Annotated in this window: 13 protein-coding genes and 2 pseudogenes; 10 read left to right on the plus strand and 5 right to left on the minus strand. The window is 52.7% G+C overall.

All coding sequences use genetic code 11. From position 1 onward, the window contains the following. Positions 1 to 6,534: SpvB/TcaC N-terminal domain-containing protein (locus ACNKIB_RS08375; protein ID WP_417910091.1), on the minus strand; the 6,534-nt coding region annotated here is incomplete at its 3' end. 208 nt (positions 6,535 to 6,742) lie between these two features. Between ACNKIB_RS08375 and ACNKIB_RS08380 the strand changes: the two genes are divergently transcribed. Both ACNKIB_RS08380 and ACNKIB_RS08385 read left to right on the plus strand, forming a co-directional pair. Next, positions 6,743 to 7,384, plus strand: coding sequence for an AAA family ATPase (locus ACNKIB_RS08380; RefSeq protein ID WP_417910092.1), 642 nt, complete (start codon positions 6,743 to 6,745; stop codon positions 7,382 to 7,384). Continuing rightward, on the plus strand, positions 7,377 to 7,637 hold the full coding sequence (locus tag ACNKIB_RS08385) for a hypothetical protein (RefSeq protein WP_417910093.1): 261 nt from the start codon (positions 7,377 to 7,379) through the stop codon (positions 7,635 to 7,637). The genes ACNKIB_RS08380 and ACNKIB_RS08385 overlap by 8 nt, the downstream gene beginning before the upstream one ends. A gap of 95 nt (positions 7,638 to 7,732) precedes the next feature. Here ACNKIB_RS08385 and ACNKIB_RS08390 read toward each other — a convergent pair whose 3' ends face one another. Together ACNKIB_RS08390 and ACNKIB_RS08395 are read right to left on the minus strand one after the other, a co-directional pair. Beyond that, complete coding sequence (locus ACNKIB_RS08390; protein WP_417910094.1) at positions 7,733 to 8,005, minus strand: type II toxin-antitoxin system YafQ family toxin; 273 nt, start codon at positions 8,003 to 8,005, stop codon at positions 7,733 to 7,735. Then, on the minus strand, positions 8,005 to 8,265 hold the full coding sequence (locus ACNKIB_RS08395; protein ID WP_417910095.1) for a type II toxin-antitoxin system RelB/DinJ family antitoxin: 261 nt from the start codon (positions 8,263 to 8,265) through the stop codon (positions 8,005 to 8,007). The genes ACNKIB_RS08390 and ACNKIB_RS08395 overlap by 1 nt, the downstream gene beginning before the upstream one ends. A gap of 118 nt (positions 8,266 to 8,383) precedes the next feature. Between ACNKIB_RS08395 and ACNKIB_RS08400 the strand changes: the two genes are divergently transcribed. From ACNKIB_RS08400 to ACNKIB_RS08430, 7 genes and pseudogenes are all read left to right on the plus strand, one after another. Beyond that, positions 8,384 to 8,722, plus strand: coding sequence for a type II toxin-antitoxin system VapC family toxin (locus tag ACNKIB_RS08400; RefSeq protein ID WP_417910096.1), 339 nt, complete (start codon positions 8,384 to 8,386; stop codon positions 8,720 to 8,722). 269 nt (positions 8,723 to 8,991) lie between these two features. After that, entirely contained in the window at positions 8,992 to 9,315 is a 324-nt protein-coding gene (locus ACNKIB_RS08405) for a HigA family addiction module antitoxin (RefSeq protein WP_417910097.1), read from the plus strand. Positions 9,316 to 9,328: 13 nt separating this feature from the next. Then, positions 9,329 to 9,583: a type II toxin-antitoxin system Phd/YefM family antitoxin gene (locus ACNKIB_RS08410; protein ID WP_417910098.1), complete on the plus strand. Its 255-nt coding sequence runs from the start codon at positions 9,329 to 9,331 to the stop codon at positions 9,581 to 9,583. Beyond that, on the plus strand, positions 9,580 to 9,966 hold the full coding sequence (locus ACNKIB_RS08415) for a type II toxin-antitoxin system VapC family toxin (RefSeq protein ID WP_417910099.1): 387 nt from the start codon (positions 9,580 to 9,582) through the stop codon (positions 9,964 to 9,966). Before ACNKIB_RS08410 ends, ACNKIB_RS08415 begins: the two co-directional genes overlap by 4 nt. 162 nt (positions 9,967 to 10,128) lie before the next feature. After that, complete coding sequence (locus ACNKIB_RS08420; protein WP_417910100.1) at positions 10,129 to 10,440, plus strand: hypothetical protein; 312 nt, start codon at positions 10,129 to 10,131, stop codon at positions 10,438 to 10,440. Between the two features lie 281 nt (positions 10,441 to 10,721). Beyond that, positions 10,722 to 13,166, plus strand: a pseudogene (locus tag ACNKIB_RS08425) (N-6 DNA methylase). A gap of 182 nt (positions 13,167 to 13,348) precedes the next feature. Further along, positions 13,349 to 13,666: a hypothetical protein gene (locus ACNKIB_RS08430; RefSeq protein ID WP_417910101.1), complete on the plus strand. Its 318-nt coding sequence runs from the start codon at positions 13,349 to 13,351 to the stop codon at positions 13,664 to 13,666. Between the two features lie 19 nt (positions 13,667 to 13,685). Here the strand turns inward: ACNKIB_RS08430 and ACNKIB_RS08435 are convergent, their stop codons facing one another. Continuing rightward, positions 13,686 to 15,914 carry a VPS10 domain-containing protein gene (locus ACNKIB_RS08435; protein ID WP_417910102.1) on the minus strand — a complete coding sequence of 743 codons (2,229 nt, stop codon included), beginning with the start codon at positions 15,912 to 15,914 and terminating at the stop codon, positions 13,686 to 13,688. A 167-nt stretch (positions 15,915 to 16,081) separates the two neighbouring features. On the opposite strand from ACNKIB_RS08435, the pseudogene ACNKIB_RS08440 reads away from it, so the two are divergent. Then, a pseudogene (locus ACNKIB_RS08440) lies at positions 16,082 to 16,755 on the plus strand (DEAD/DEAH box helicase family protein); the annotation flags it as partial. A 39-nt stretch (positions 16,756 to 16,794) separates the two neighbouring features. Here the strand turns inward: ACNKIB_RS08440 and ACNKIB_RS08445 are convergent. Beyond that, on the minus strand, positions 16,795 to 17,463 hold a 669-nt coding region (locus ACNKIB_RS08445), incomplete at its 5' end, for an IS3 family transposase (RefSeq protein ID WP_417910103.1).

Below are 17,463 nucleotides of genomic sequence, written 5' to 3' on the forward strand. Positions count from 1 at the left end.
ATTCACCCCACCCTTAATCCCAATCGGATCACAACTGCACCACCGCCCCAACCACCCCGCATAATACCTCGCCGAATGATAATTCAGCCCGGTTTCCTCATCGCGCTCCATCCCCGTGTACCGGTACCGCTTCAAACTCACCTCAGCTTTGCTCCGCCCCGCCTGAAACGCCGTGCTGCCGTAGGGATGATACTCCTCATAGGAAATCACCGCGCCGTCCTTGTCCAGCTCCAAGCTCGCCGACCCCAGATGATTGCCGAGCTGATAGCGCAGCAGCGGCACGCCCACATCCTCGCGGCTGTCCGCATCAAGGGTCTTGGTCTCCACTAAGGCGATGCGCTGCTTGTCGTCCATCAGATGCAGGCTTTCCCGCTCCAAGGCGCAGCTTCCGCCGCTCCATTCCCGATAGACCTCGAAGCCGCCCAGATAAATCCGCTCGTTCCGCTTGGCCGGTGCGCCGCCTGCCGCTGCCTGGCCCTCCGTCACCTTGCGCACCCGCTGGCCGCTGCTGTCATAGACGTAATAGGTGATCTCCGGCGTGCTGCCGTTGCTCACCGCCTGCCGTGACGAGGCGCAAAGCTGATCGCGGAAATCCCAGGCCATCAGCGGCAGATGGGGCATCCGGGTCATGTTGCCGTGCGCGTCGTAGCTGTACGGCTCCACCACCGGATTGCTGCTGTTGGGCCGCAGCACCGTCCTGCTCAGGCGGTTGCTGACCTTGCCCGGCTCCAGCAGGCAGGCCTCTTCGTAGGCATAGCTGCGCGTCCAGTTGCCGTTATCCGCCTGATGCTCAAGCTGGGCAAAATTGCCGACCGCGTCGTACAGATACCGCTCAAGATAGCGGCGCAGGGCTTGGCCGTCATGGGGATGCGGCTGATGAATGCGGAACTCGTCGTTCCACGAGCTTTCAGGATGGGCCGCTTGCCCTATGTGCTCCCGGCCTTCCGCCGCAATCAGCCGGTACAGGGCATCGTAGGTGTAGTCGCAATGCGGCTCCACTGCCTGATTGCGGAAAAAGACCGTCTGCTGCGCCTCGTCCCGAATGCGGGTGATGTTGCCTGCCGGGTCGTAGGCGTAGCGCAAATCCTGAAGACGTGCGCCGTCCGCAGCCCGTGTGGTCTTGAGCCTGATCAGGCGGAAGGTCTTTTCGTCATAGGCGTAATCGGTTGTCGTGCCATTGCCGTATGCAATCCGGCTGCGCTGGCCCTTGGCATCGTAGTCAATGTTGGTCACAGGCTGGAAGCTGGCTGTGGCCGGATCGAGCAGGGCGGCGGGTTCTTCGGCCTTGCCTAACCAGACATGCACCTGCTCCAGCAGCTTGGCCTCGTTGTAAGCAGGCCGGATCACATTCGCGGTGCTGCCAGCTTGGCTGCTGCGGGGCGCAGTGAGCTGAATGGGCCGGTTAAGCGCGTCGTAGCGGGTGCTGCTGCGAAAAATCTCTTCTTCCAAGGCTGGCTGGGCCGACCAGTCGGGAACGCCTTTGTAGTCCTGCGTCAGTTGACGGCTGCTGCGGAGCAGGTTGCCTTTGAAATCAAATTGTTCGCTGACCACCACGCCCGCGCTGTCAAAGACTTGGTACGGTTTGCCCCGGTGATTGTATTCCTTAGAATCAGACAATGCACCGGGCGTGTCGCCGTAGATTGTCTTTTCGATCTGGCGTTCCGGCTGGCCGCTGTCGCTGACATAATGGGCGATTGGCCGCCGCAGGGCATCGTATTCCATCCGGTGGCTGAAGCCCCGGCTGTCCCAAGTGCGAAGCGGCTTGCCTGCCGCGTCGTTCAGCGTCCAGCGTTCGCCCGCCTCCATGCTCGCCTGATGGATGCGGCTGCCAAGCATGTCGTAGCCGTAGCGCATGACCACACGGTCAAGGGCATCGGTCACGGCCCGCTGGTTGCCTTCGATGTCCAAGGCAACGTGGGTGCGGAATTTCTCCGTGCCGCCGTTGTCGGCGATGGTCAGGAAGGCCCGGCCCAAGCTGTCGAAATGGGCTGTTGTGGGTGTTCCGGCATGACGCACCGCCTTTTCTGCCGCGTCCTTCTCTTCTGGCCCCATTGCCCCGCCAATGCGCTGCCTGTGCCAAGAAGGCCAATACTCCGCTTCCGGCAGCCGAAGGAAGAAGCCACGCACATCCTTGTCGGTGCGGGGATCAAGCAGCACGGTATCGTTGACATCCCAGGTCGTCTGCTGCCAGGGATCAAAGACCACCTTTTCCCAAGTCTGGTTGGGATGCAAGGTTGCCACAACCCGCTCTGCTGGATCGTAGAACAGAGTGCTGCTCACGCCCCATTGCTCAATGCCGAACTGATGGCTGGGGCTGAAAAATGGCTCATACTGCCGAATAGGCTTGCCCTTGTTGTTGTAGATTTTTGCCCCAGTGCCAACCCAGCGAGGATTGACCACCGGGCCGCCCTCAACTATCGGCCCCGGTTCTGCCTGGGTCTTGGTTTGCGCTTCCCGGCCAAAGCCGTCGGAATAAACAAAACTGAGATGCGCCTTGCTGATTTCGCCTGGCTTCAAATCGCTGACATGGGTTTCACGGGCAATGGCCGCTGCACAGGCCGGTCTGCCGCTTCTGCGGAAGCAGTCAAGGTCGTAGATAATCCGGGTGCTGGCTGTGCCCAGATGTTGAACAGCTAAAGGGCGCGGGTTGTCTGCCGCAAAAAATGCCTCTATTTCCTCCGGCGACAAATCCGCCTTAAAATTGGCAAAGGAATCACCCAGCAACTCGCTATTCTTGCCCATCACTGCTGTGCCGACCACCATGCCCAAGGCATCAAAGCGCACCTGCGAGCGGTTGCCGTTGGGGTCGGTCAGCTGTTCTGGCTGCAAGGTTCGGTAGTTATTGCGGGCAAGAACCGTGTTGCCCAAGGGATCAACGCTGCGGATCACGCTCAGGCGGTAGGCATCATATTCCGTGCTGTGAATATTGCCGAAAGGGTCTCTGGTCTGCACAGGCAGGTAAAATTGCTCCGGGGCAAACACCTGCCGACCGGAAGGTATCCACCAGCCGCCATCCTGCTGCGAATATCCTCCTTCACCAGCCAGTAGCGCATCCAGCTCGTCTGCGGTGATCTTGCCGCCATAGATTTGCATCAACAATCCCGGCGTGAAGGCCAGCTTGAAGCTCTCGCAGGGCAGGGCCAGCGACTCAATTACGCCCAAGGGCAGCGGAGCAGGGCTGGTCGTACCTGCATCAGCGTTGCGGCGGTAAAGCGTTCTAACCTGCTCAATCAGACGTTTTTGCACAATGCCTGTTGTTGGTTCAGCTTCGTAGGCGATGAGCGTTGCGGCTGCCAGGCGAATGCGGAAATCAGCAAGGGAAAATGGGGAAACAGCGGATGGTAATCCGGTTATTTCATAGGTGCGTGTTGCAACAGCCACGCCGACCCGATACCAGTCCAGCTCGTCAGGCCGGTTGGCCACCTGATTTTCGGTGCAGGTGATTTGGATTTGCGCCTGCTCCGCAAAGGCAGGCTGACGGCGTGGATAGGCAAGAGCGGCGGCGTGGAGGACATTGCCAAAGGCATCCACGGCCAAGGTCATTGAGTGGCTGATCCGGGGATCAAAAATCTTCCGCCTCTTGCGGGCATCCGGTTCAGGATCAGAGGGATCGGGTTGAAAGTTCCGCTCGTAGTGATAGTCAACGGTCTCCAGCGGATGCGCAAAAAATACCGCATGGCGATTGCCGCCTTTCCGCTGCACAGGCAGGATAGCGTAATTCCGCTCAGAAACGCTGTACGGGTGCGGACTTTTGTCCGTGCCGTCTTCGGCATAAATTTCCTGCCGCAGGATCGACCCCTTCAAAGCCCGGCAGGCTTCCCGCTCTTCCTCAACTGTCAATCCTGCGGGCAGCACAGTGTCCGGCAAGAGGACAGCCTGAGCATCTTCCTGATAATATTCATGCGTGTAAATTTGGGAGATTCTGTTTTGTGCAAGATGTGCCCCGTTGTGAAACCAAGTTTTGGTATGCACAGGCGGCACAAAGGAGGCGGCATCCAGATTGGTGCTGGCGGCAAGTTCTTCAGACGGAATGTTGCCGATTTCTTCGGTGTCCCATTGCTCCACCATGCCGAAGCCCCGGAATTCACGCTCCACACCGTCAAAATAGCCGTGATGATAGGCATAGCGGCTGACAAAGCGGCTGCGGCTGATGCGGTCAAACGTCTCAACCCGCTCCACCACATGCACCGGGAAGGGCAGCTTGGTGATCCACGGCTTGCCGTTCAGCTTGTCACGCAGATAGAACTTGATCGAGGGGGCGTATTCGACTCTGGTTTCCGCACCCAAGTTGTTGACCGTTTTGACCAGCAGATGCGGCTTCTGTCCACCCATCAGGTTGACATAACGCATCTGGCGGCCTGCGTTGCCAAGTAGCGGCGATGACCAGACCAGACAGGCCGTGCCGTTGCCGAGCAGATCAGCCGTATGGACTGCCGTCAAGTTGTCAGTCGGCGGGAAAACAGCCAGTTGCTGCGGCTTGCTCCATGAGTTGCCGGACTGGTTGAAATACAGGCGCACCCCTTGGGCATGAAGATAGATGATGTCCGTGGTGCCGCTGCCGTCAATGTCAGCCAAACGGATGCGCTTCTGATCAAACTGATCGGGCCGATCAAACCACGGCGAGGTGTCCATCGTCACCTTGGCCCCGAAACGGCCATAGCCCAGATTGGGCCAGTAGCAGACCTCGCCGTTGCGGATGCGCACCAGATCGGTCAGGCCGTCGCCGCTGAGGTCAGCCAGATAGATGGAATCCGTGCCGTCAGCAAAGATCAAGCGAGGGCCTTTTTCTTCATCAAGTGCCTGCGCAACGCTGCGGGCTGGGCCAAAGCCCTCTTCTGCCAGCGAGGAATGCCAGACCAAGGCATCATCTTCGGTGATGAGGATGTCCGCATGGCCGTCGCCGTCCAGATCGATGAACCGCAGATTGGGATCACGGCTGCTACGGTTGAGGCAGGAGCTAAAGGGGCGGAAAGGCTGCCAGCCTTCGGCCTCGTCGTGCTCGTAGAGGCCCGGCGCAGGATCATCCAGCACTGCCAAATCCTGCTGCCCGTCTCCGGCCAAGTCCATGAACTGCGCCCCGGCGGCCAAGCTCAAGTTGGGTTTGACAGCTACCTGCTCCAGCGGGGCGAACTCAACGCCCTCATTGAGCAGCGGACTGAGATTGCGTTTATAAAACCACGTTCCCGCCTGCTCGGTCAAGATGCCGGGGATGCCTTCTCCGTGCAGGTCAACCCACTGATATATTGAACCATCCACGCCGACCGGCAGATTTTCCAGACTGGCTACAGGAACTTCCTCCACCTTCTCCTGCACAACCGGCTGGCTGTACTCGAATTCCAGCGGCGGCAGACTCTTCTTGAGATAGCTGCTGCCATTTTTTTGATAGCCGCTCTGCGTGACCGATAAGAGAAAGCTGTAGATGGGATTGGCTGGACTATCCTTGCCAGCCTCGGTTTCATAACGGTAGGTGAAATCCGTAGAACGCACCAAACAGTTTGCGCCCACACCATCTTCGTCAAGAAAATGATGAAACATCAGTACACGCTGACAAAGACGGCAGGTGCGGATTTCAAATCCAGCCCGATATGAGGAAAACAGATCAGAACGGCAGGGCCAAGGGCTGTTCTCGACTGGTGTCGGCGCAGACGCATCGTGTTCGCCGTAATCAAAAACCGCCTCGAACAGCCAAGCGGTTTTTTCAATTTGTTCCGCCGATAAAAGCAGCGGGCGTTCTCCAGCAGAGTTCAGCAGCGGCTGTCGGTTGCCGTAGCGGATGCTCTTCAGATAGCGGTTGACCTTGCGGCCCGCGTCATCCTCTCCGCCCCGGTTGCGCTCACAGGCTTGGCTGAGATCAAGACCTGCGCCGTCCTCGGCTTTGTAGCGGTAAAGAACCGCATTGCCCTTGTCGTCACGGGTCTCATAGATGAGCCAAGAAAAGATTCGGCCCGGAGCAGACGGATCGCTGATGCGCGACTCGCTGTCCAGGCCGTAGATGGTCAGGGTGTTGTCTTTGGAGATTGACCGCCAGTGGACATCGTCAGGATCGTCCAGCCTCGTCCAGCGTTCGATGCGGGCGAAAAGTCCTTCGATGCGGGGTCTGTAGCGGTGCAGGCGATAGCTGGTTCCGTCAACGGTGCGTGTCTCGCCCCAACGTGTGCCATCCGGTTTCAGAACAGGGACTAAATCTTCAGCCCCGGATAGAATGAACACATCAGATTCGGCAACGTCGTTGTACTGCGGCAGACCTTTGTCGGTCTTGCGGGTGATGGACGGCAGGGACAGGCTCCAGCCGAATCCAAATGGGCTGTTGCCTGAACCTGAATCATAAGAGAGGGAAAGCTGAGGGCCAAAACCGGAACGTCCGGGGCTGACGGCAATCGGCACAGACATGGAACCAGTGCCAGTGACCGGATTGGCGGCGAACTTCTCGCCCATGCCCCGGATGGCTCCGCCGCCTTTGGGCAGCTCAATAGCCGGAGCGGCAAGTTGGTTTTCTTTCTGCTCCTTTTGAGGTGCCTTTTCCTGCTGCTGCATAACAATCCCCTTCCGCTAAGATGGTGACAGCCAGGTTACAGAACACATCTTCAACAGCCTGTTTAGGCTCATTACTTCATTTTATGAATGAAGTAAACAGAATAATAAATTCTGTCCTGATTTTTGAATTGCCTCGAAAAAAATAAAGCACGATATAATGAAATAAAACTTTCTTGCTGACAGCTATTTTTTCCGCTATCATGGCCGCATGGGAAAAATAATCGCCTTCTTATCGCAGAAGGGTGGGGTCGGCAAGTCCACGCTGGCCCGCGCTGTGGCCTGCGAAGCATCGAAAAGCGGCCTGTCGGTCAGGCTGGCTGATCTGGACGTACAGCAAGCCACTTCCGCTGATTGGCACAGACAGCGGATCGCCTGTGGGCATGAGCCGGTCGGCATGGTGGAAGTGTTCGCCAAGACCGCCGATGCCCTGCGAACTGCTGCGGACGTTGATCTTCTGGTGTTGGACGGTGCGCCAAGAGCCAGCAGCGGCACCTTGGAGGCAGCCCTGGCCGCTGATCTTTCCGTGCTGCCCTGCTGCCCCAGCCGGGACGATCTGGTGCCTGGCTTGAAGTTGGCCTGTGAGCTGGAGCAGCACGGCGTTTCCCGGCGCAAAATTGTCTTCGCCCTTGTCCGGGCCGCAACCAAAGCCGAAACAGCGGACGCAAGGGAATACATCGAACAGGCTGGCTTTGCCGTGCTCGACGGTAGCCTACCAGAGAAACCAGCCTACAGGCAGGCCCAGAACGAAGGCCGGGCAGTGACTGAAACCCGCTGGAGCAGCCTGAACAAGCAGGCGGACAGGCTGCTGGACAGCATTCTGAAACACCTCACTGAGGAAGCGTATGGCTGATTTTGGCAAGATCAAGAAAAACAGATTCGGGGATGTTCCCGGAGAACCTTCAGGCAACCTGAAGGCTAAGGAAAACCCAACGCAGAGTCGGGCCAAAGCGGAAAGGACAGAGCCGCTGAATTTCAAGGTGGCCCCGGAATTCAAGAAGGCGTTTAGGCAGGCTGCGCTGGATGAGGGCCTGAAGCTGGTGGAGCTGCTGGAGGTCTGTTTTGAGCAGCGCAGGCAGGGACGATTTAACGAAAGCAAGAAATAACGAAAGAGATGTTTCGTTATTTCTTGTCTGGCAGTGCGAAAAAAACTGCTTCAGGCGAGGGTTGGAGAAGGCGGGTCTGTCCTTAAAGGAGGCAGTCATTTCTGAAACAAATCCGAATGAGAGCCTGTCCGCTCAAAAACAATCCGCTCTGATTCAAGTTTGTAGATCAGCAGCCAGTCCGGTTCGATATGGCATTCTCGCCGTCCTTGCCAGTTGCCGATCAGCTTATGATCCCGATGCGGGGCATCAAGCGGCTCCTCGGCAATGAGGCGGCGGATGACCGGCTTCAGCTTCTCAAGGTCTTTTCCCCGCTTCCGCATCAGCTTCATGTCCCGCTCAAACTGCTTGGCGTAAGAAGGAATCAGCATCAGATGCCCAGTTTCTCGAAGAGGTCATCAGTATCTTCGCAGACGGTCAGATTCCGTCCGGCATCTGTGTCCTCAAAGGTCTTCTGCGTCACCGCGTTGGGCAGGGAGACGCTGAACGGCAGCCCTCTCTGCTGCTCCACCTGCTTGTAGAACAGCGTGATGGCCTGCGTTGCGGTCAATCCAAGCTGGCGGAACACATGCTCCACCCTGTCTTTCAAATCCGGCTCAATCCGCGCCCGGACAGTGGCTGTTTTGCTCATGGCGAAATCTCCTTTGTTTTTTGATTGTAGCCCGTCTGCGCTACAGAATCAAGAAAAGAGGCCGTGCGCTTTCCGGCTGAAGGCGGTATAAAAGCAGCCTGCGCAGCGGGGAGACAAATTGAGAAAATGCGGGTATGGGAAGACGGGACGCAGGCAATTAAAATCGGTTATTGTGCCGACTTCGGTTCAGTTTGAGCTGTACAAGTGGACAGCCCGGAAGCGGAGCGTGCAGGCAGTGCTGGAAGTCGCAGTCGCCGCCGTGACCGAACAGGGCAAGGTTGTTCCCCTGTCCACGGCCATAGCCCTTTCCGCCGCCGACTTCGCGGCTGAATATTCCCTCTCGTTTGCGGATTCAGTCATCTACGCCACAGCCCGGTTTCACAACGCCCTGCTGATCACATCAGACGCGCATTTCGAGGGCCTGCCGGAGGTGAAGTTCTTCAGCAAGAAACGCTGAACTGAAAAGCTGGCTGTGGCATGAACGGAGCGTTTTTGCCTGACAACGGCTAAGAGAGCCGCTAGTTTTTCCCTACGTATTTTTCATAGTTTCTCTTAATTTCATAAGTCTTTAGATTGGAATCAACTCCCTGCGTTCTCTTTTATTCCCCACCCTATACCCCACAAAAAAACGGGAAACAGAAAACGGTTGACGTTTTCAGCAACACGTCTTATCGTGAAAAGACGATGAAGGAAACGACAAAGAACACCGTCTGCAAGGGGGAACTTATGGAACAGAAAAGACAGCCGCAGCATCCCGGTAAGGTGCTGCAAAAAGAGTATCTTGAGCCTTTGGGCATCTCGCGGAACAAGTTGGCTATGTCTCTGCATGTCCCGCCGCCCCGCCTCAATGAAATTGTGCTGGGCAGAAGAGGCATCACCGCAGACACAGCCCTGCGGCTCGCCAAAGGGCTTGGCACGTCGCCGCAATTCTGGATGACCCTTCAGATGGATTACGAACTGGCGCAGGCGCAGGAGGCTCTTGGCGACCGTCTGGAGCAGGAAGTCAGGCCGGTCATGCCTGCGCAGCAGTCAAACAGCGGCGACGATTGAGACAGGAGAAAACATGCTGCGAATCAACATCAGCGAGATGAAAAACCAGCTTTCCGCCGCGCTTGCCAAGGCGGAAAGCGGTGAGACCGTCATCATCTGCCGTCGCAACAAGCCGATAGCGGAGCTTAAAGCCATTGCGCCCCGGCAGTTTAAAGAACGTCCTGTCGGCCTTGCGGCAAAAGAATATCCAGACTGGGAAATCAGCAAGGAGTTTTTTGAGCCGCTGCCGGATGACATTCTTGCCGCGTTCAATGGGGAAGAGGAATGAATCTGCTGCTCGACACTTGCGCATTTCTCTGGATTGCCAAAAACGATGCGAACTTGTCCCCTGCTGCGCTTGAAGCCTTCCGTTGCGCAGACAATGCCGTTTTCCTCAGTTCTGTGTCCGCATGGGAAATTTCAATCAAGTGGAGCATGGGGAAACTTGCGCTGCCTTATCCGCCGCCGCAATTCATTCCAAGAGAGCGCAAACGGCATTTCATCAACAAGCTGCCATTTACAGAGAAAGACACGTTCCATCTTGCCAGTCTGCCACTTCTGCACAAAGACCCATTTGACAGAATGCTTGTCTGTCAGGCAATTGAAAACAATATGATCATATTGACATCTGATCAATATATCCGGCAGTATCCTGTGCAGACCTTGTGGTGAATCCTCCAATCATCAACATTCTTTGCCATGTCTGCAAATCGTGATGGAGAACCTGAAGGACTTCCTTGCAAAGAAGTGATTGTCTTCACTGGCAGGCTTGGAATACCACGCCTGGAAGCCGTCGCCGCTGCCGAGAAAATCGGCTGGCAGGTGCGGGCGGATGTGTCAAAGAAAACAACCATGCTGGTGGCTGGTGCGCAGCTTGCAGGTCATGAAAGAAGGACTAAGCAGAAAAAAGCGGAACTGCTCATTGAGCAGGGAATTTCAATAAAAATCCTTAATGAGGCGCAGTTTAAAGACTTGGCAAGATCAGCAAATGCCGATCATAGCTACTTCCGGCAGCTCCCTCTTTTCTCGTTCTGTCAGCAGGTCATGCTTCACAGCTCTTTGCATCTGCCGGAATTGAAATCTGACAATGCCTCATCCGCCAGACTGTCCAAAAGTCCATTGGCGGCATTCGCTTCAAACTCCTGATCCCATTTTTTGTTTTTCAAAGCATCGAACCAGTCACGGAACTTGCTGACAGCGTTTTCTATTTCTGCAAGCGTGTTCATGGCGGCAGGCTCCTGTTGTCTTTGTGGAATGCTCATTTCACAGCGTATTATACCGCAATTCCTCATCAGGCGGCACACAGTTCCCCGCAGGCAAGGCTCGCAGATAATCCTTGTCAAACAGCGCGGCCTGTGTTTTAAACGGCTGTCTGCTTATCCGGCATCCGAACTTATTCCCAGCAACTGCGTAACTCCTGAAAATATATGGCAGTCAAGAAATCAGCATTATACAGCTCAATTTGGCAAAGTTGCAACGAACTGCGGGGCGGCATGGATGCCAGCCAGTACAAGGATTATGTGCTGGTGCTGCTCTTCATGAAATATGTCTCTGATAAAAAAGACAGGGCCGTTGAAATACCTGAAGGCAGCAGCTTTCAGGATATGGTCAAGTTGAAAGGCAATTCGGAGATAGGTAACAAGATTAACATTATCATCGCAGAAGTTTTTAAAGCAAATGAATTGGATATTACATTTGCCGATTTCAATGATGATGAAAAATTAGGAAAGGGCAAGGAAAAGGTTTAACGTCTCACTAATCTTATTGCCATCTTTGAAAATCCTTCCTTAGATTTCAGCGGCAACCGGGCGGAAGATGATGATCTGCTGGGCGATGCCTATGAATATCTGATCAGCCATTTTGCCACGCAAAGCGGCAAGAGCAAAGGCCAGTTCTACACTCCTGCCGAGGTTTCGCGGGTGATTGCCCAAATCATCGGCATTGAGCATTCCAAGAGTCAGGAGGAAACCATCTATGACCCGACCTGCGGTTCCAGCTCACTGCTGATCAAGGCGGCAGATGCGGCCCCGCACGGGATCAGCATTTACGGACAAGAAAAGGACATTGCCACCCGCGCCTTGGCAATCATGAACATGTGGCTGCATGGCAAGCCTACTGCGGACATCAGACAGGGCAACACGCTTGCCGAGCCTGAATTTTTAGATAAAGATGGCGGCTTGAAACGTTTTGATTATGCGGTTGCCAATCCTCCTTTCAGTGATAAAGCATGGACAAACGGCGTTGATCTTAAAAATGACTCGTTCAACCGTTTTGCAGGTTATGCTGTTCCGCCTGAAAAGAACGGCGACTATGCCTTTCTGCTGCACCTGCTGAAATCGCTCAAATCCACGGGCAAGGCTGCCATCATCCTGCCGCTGGGCGTGCTCTTCCGGGGCAATGCGGAAGCAGACATTCGCAGAAAGATCATTCAGCATGGCTATATCAAGGGCATTATCGGCCTGCCTGCAAACTTGTTTTACGGCACCGGCATAGCTGCCTGCATTGTGGTTTTAGATAAAGAGAACGCAGGCCAGCGCAAAGGCATCTTCATGATTGATGCGTCCAAAGGCTTTATGAAGGACGGCAACAAGAACCGGCTGCGGGCGCGGGATATTCACAAAATTGTTGATGTGTTCAATAACCGGGTGGAAATTCCCGGCTACAGCCGCATGGTGTCCACGGCTGAAATCGCTGATGCAAGAAATGACTACAATCTGAATATTCCTCGTTATATTGATTCGCAGGAAGCTGAAGATATTCAAGATATTGAAGCGCATTTGTCGGGTGGCTTGCCGGACAAAGACATTGAGGCGTTGCGCAGCTACTGGGCAGTTTATCCTGCCTTGCAAAACGATCTATTTAAGGCTGCTGCTCGGCCCGGTTATTGGGAATTGAAAATCAGCCGGGAGCAAATCAAGACCGTTATTTTTGAGCATCCTGAATTCACGGCCTATACAGCAAAGCTGGACGCGGTGTTCAGTGCATGGAAAAGCAAAAATGCCACCCGGCTGAAGGATTTGGACAAGGGCTGCCTGCCGAAAGCGGTCATCAAGGAGCTGGCCGAAGATATGCTGCAAACCTATCAGGGCAAAGAGCTGGTGGACAGTTACGCCGTGTATCAGCACCTGATGGATTATTGGGCCGAAACCATGCAGGATGACCTGTACGAAATTGCTGCCGACGGCTGGGAAGCAGGCAAGGTGCTGGTGCGGCTGACCAAGAAAGTCAAAAAGAAGGACAAGGAGGAAGACAAGGCCATTGCCGGTCTTGCAGGCTTGGAAGGTCGGCTGCTCCCTCCTGCGCTGATCATTCAGGAATACTTTGCCGCTGAACAGGCGGCCCTTGATGCTCTGCAAAATAAGCAGGACAGCGCGGCGGCGGAACTGGAAGCCTTGCAGGAAGAGCATGGCGGAGAAGATGGATTGCTTGTTGAAGCAATGGGCGACGGCCAAAAGATCAGCAAGGGCGGCCTGAATGCCAGAATCAAGGAGCTGCGCCGGAGAACTGCGGAGAATGCCGAAGAGTGGGACGTGCTTGCCCGCTGCAAAAAACTGCTGGAGGAAGAGGCGAACGCCAAGGCGGTCATCAAAGAGGCGGCGGCGGCTTTGGAAAAGAAGGTCATTGGCAAATATCCAAAGCTGACGCTTGAGGAAATCAAGACCTTGACCGTGGAAAAGAAATGGCTGGCTGCGGTGGAAGGCCGGATCAAGACCGAGCTGGAAGCTATCAGCCACCGGTTGACCGAGCGCATCAAAGAGCTGGCGGAACGCTATGCAATGCCGCTGCCGGAGCTGGTGGGGAATGTGGCGGATTTGGCTGCCAAGGTGCAAGGGCATTTGCAGAAGATGGGCTATGTTTGGCAGAGTTTTTAGTTAAGGCGCGGGTTTGGCTGCTGTTTTTTATGGCGGCGAACTCGTCGGAGCCGCAAATTAAATGTTGTTTGCCGCGAAAATTTAATTTTTGCCGCAAACGAAATTGTCTGCCGCTGCCGAAGTTTCTTTTGCCACGGAAATTTAGTTTTTGCCGCAGATGAAATTGAGTTTGCCGCAACAACATGTTTCTCGTCGCAGAAACTAAATTTTTGCCGCGATTAAAATTGATTTTGCCGCACATATTTTGTTTTTGCGGCAGCGGAAAAACGGGCAAGGCGTTTTCAAGCGAGGGAGCGTTTTGCGTTGCATGTGTGGCGCAAGGAAGAAAGAATATTGGCGCAGCCACGTGGTTTGCGGTTTTTCTGGAGAGATTGCCGCGCAGGCAAGGAACGAGCGAGCACCTTCTCCATGCTGATGACCACGAAGGTGATGGTCATCAGAAGCAGGGAGAGGACGGCCACCGGCAGCGCAGCCAGTTCCACCAGATGTTCTTGTTGTAATAGTATTTCATCGCGTAGGTTATTTTGAACTTCTCAAATCCGACATCCACAAACCACGTCCATGCGTTCCAGCATATATTTTTTGTGCTTTATAATTAATATCCAATTCTGCCACTTTCACATTCGGCATTCCAGTCATGAATGGCTCCCAATCGCTTAAATTATTGTCAATATAATAAACACCATAATTCATTCCCAAATACAAAGCATTTACCTCTGTTTCGTCCCAAATCACGGTAAAAGCCGTCATATCGGGAAGATTCTTTTTATACGAAGTCCAAGACGTTCCGCCATTTGTAGAAACATATACTTTTTCTTCTCCTGAAGTCGCAACCGCAATTCGATTAGGGTCTTTTGGGTGAATCGCAATGGAGTTAATCCTTCCCGAAATTCCTGTTAATTGTGTCCATGTGCCACTACCAGTTGTTGTTTTATATAACCTTGAATATTGAGAAGCGAACATAATTTTATTATTGCTTTTCGCAATTTTTAGTTCATCCAACTTTCCACCAAAATTTTGCGAAATCGGAGTCCACGAAGTCCCTGAATTGGTAGATTTATAAACTTGGTCATATCCTACATAAATTGTTGTTGAAACGGTAGGGTCTTGTTCAAAAGGCGTAACCCAATTTCCTTCTTTGCCATCAGGACTTGAAAGCCTACTTTGTGATTGCCCACCATTGGTCGAACGATACAACGAACCGTATTGCGATGTTCCATATAAAATATTTGTATTATTCCAATCCACAAAAGATTCCATACCATCAGCCCCCAACCAATCATACCAAACAGATGTACTTTCTTTTAAAACAGACGTTCCATTATCTTGTGAACCTCCTGACACTACTCGTATTTCTGATTGTGAAACTCCAATTTTATAAAATTGGCGAACGCTCAATCCTGCTGTTAAATCTTTGTAATAATTCTTAGAAACGGTTGCCGTATTTTCTGCAATAAAAATCCCACCATCAGTAATCGCATATAAGGTATCCCCATGAAAAAACAAATCATCAACATCAGCATGACAATACCCAATATTTTTACCTGATGCCCCACTTGGAGTCCAATCAGAAGTACACGAAAAAGAAGTACCTCCGTTTGTAGAACGCCAAGTCAAAATCCCTGCAATATGCACCTCATCAGCATTTGTAGGACTAACCGCAATCGCCATATCTCGAGGAGCTTGACCTATTTGGTCATCGCCCGTGGTTGAATAACCGAAATAATTTTTAGTATGTGTTAATTTTGTAAAAGACGTTCCGCTATTGGTTGAACGATAAATTCCACCAAATTGCCCGCCACTTGCTTCTAAAACATATACACGATTGGGGTCTTTTGCCGAAACACCAATCATTTGTACACCTGAACCTGTGGTAACTTGTGTAAAATTTGTACCACCATCGGTTGATTTGTAAAATCCTGTTCCTGAGGCATATACTGTATTGGGGTCACCAGGTTTAAATTCGATATCATATCCTCTGCTGGTCGTAATGACTTTTGTCCAAGAAGTTCCGCCATTTGTGGATTTATAAATCCCGCCATAATCTCCAGCAGAAAACAAAACACTTGAATTACTTGGGTGTACTAAAATACGAATGACCGTTCCGCTAATACTTCCTATTTTTGTCCATGAAGCACCACCATTTGTAGATTTATAGACATCTCCATCGCTTCCTCCCCAATAATATGTATTGGAATTTTGTTGATCCATTGCCAATGCTCCCACGTCCATTGTCGAAAACTTATCGGAAATTGGAGTCCATGTTTGTCCTTTGTTAGTTGTTTTCCATACTCCACCTGTATTTGCACCAATAATAATATGGTTATTATTATTTTCATCCACGGCTAATGATGTAATTCGTCCAACCCCAGGGTTCCAACCCGAAGTAGCATTCCAATACGTTGGGCCTAAATCTTGCCAATTTCCTGTATGTTGTACACGCTTGTTAGCATTTTTGCGGTAATAATCTTGTTGAAAACGCTCCAGTTTTTGGTAATCATCGTGATGATTTTTCAAAAAACCGTTTTTATCAGCTTCTTGCAAGGCTTGATATTCCCAACGTTTATATTGCTTATATCCTGTTCCTTTCCCTCTGCCCACTTGGTCAAAGTATTTTTCAGCACTTTTCTGAATTTCATAAACAGAATATGTTCCCTTAGAGATCATTTCCTGATAATCTTGTGCAATTGCATCAAATCCAAAAAAAGATAAGGCAATGGAACAAAAAATGTGTTTGATGTTTAACATACGAAAGGTGATAAATAGGTGATGGCGAGGCCTCGCTAGGCATTTGAGTCGGCCTCGGCAAGATGACGCTCGAAACTTTACCTTCACATTACATAATCGCCGCCTGAAAGTCAATAGGAGTTACGCGGTTGGATTTATAACTTGCTGATTTTTCAGCTGCGTAACTCATTGTCTATGACCGGGGAATAAAGAAACTGCCCCGGCCTAATCAATATTTCGGGGTCAAGGCGGCGCAAGAGCAGATTCGCCAACGGCTGGGCGGCATTATCTGGCACACTCAAGGCAGCGGCAAATCCTTGACAATGGTCTGGCTGACCAAGTGGATTGTTGGAGAACAACCCGGCGGCCAGAGTGCTGATCATCACCGACCGCAGCGAATTGGATGAGCAGATTGAAAAGGTTTATAAGGGGGTTGAGGAGGATATTTACCGAACCAAGAGCGGCAAAGATTTAGTTGCACAGCTCAACACCCAAGAGAAGCGGCTGCTCTGCTCGCTGGTGCATAAATTCAGCGGCAAAGGAGGTGGACAGCTACCTTGCCGATTTGAAAGGCGGCCTGCCGTCTGATTTCAGCCCGAAAGGGGACGTGCATATCTTTGTTGACGAATGCCACCGCACCCAAAGCGGCAAGCTCCATCAGGGCATGAAAACCATTTTGCCGAATGCACTGTTTATCGGCTTCACCGGCACCCCGCTACTGAAAAAGGACAAACAAAGCAATCTGGAAGTCTTTGGCCCATACATCCACACCTATAAATTTGATGAGGCGGTCAACGACAAGGTGGTGCTTGATCTGCGCTATGAGGCGCGGGACGTTGAGCAGACGTTAGGCTCCAAGAAAAATTGACCTGTCTTCGCAATAGCGGACACGTTTTATTCCCTAAGCAGCCCTTTTGAAGAAGAGCCGCTCGTAGTTGTCCGGCGACTGATAACCGATCGCCGAATGCCGCCGTTGGCGGTTGTAAAAGCCTTCGATGTACCAAAAGATTCGGCTTTGTGCTTCTGCTCTATCCCTGAAGGAAGAATGATAAACCAGCTCCCGCTTCAGAGTTCCGAAAAACGACTCGGTGACAGCGTTGTCATAGCAGGAGCCGGTGCCGCTCATACTCTGGATTCCACCAACTCCTTTCAGCAAGGATTGGAATCGGTTGCTGCAATACTGCGCCCCTCGGTCTGAGTGAAAAATCAAGCCGGATGCAGGCCGTCGCCTGAGCAATGCGTTTTTGAATGCTGTGACTGTCAGCTCGTCCGTCATCCGTTTCTTCATGCTCCAGCCGACAATCCGACGGGAACATACATCTAAAACAACAGCCAGATACAGCCAGCCCTCGGCAGTGCGGATGTACGTGATATCACCTGTCCAGAGCCGGTCTGGTGCCTCAGCCGAGAAGCAGCGTTGCACCAAGTTCCGCGCAACTTGGTGCTTGTGATTCGAGTTTGTCGTGACCCTGAAGCGTTTCGTGGTCTTGACCCGCAGACCGTGCTGTTGCATCAGCCGCCAGATACGGTTTTTGCCTGCACGGACTCCATCTCCCCGAAGTTCATAGAC

The sequence above is a fragment of the Candidatus Electronema sp. PJ genome (assembly GCF_048287395.1).
Taxonomy (GTDB): domain Bacteria; phylum Desulfobacterota; class Desulfobulbia; order Desulfobulbales; family Desulfobulbaceae; genus Electronema.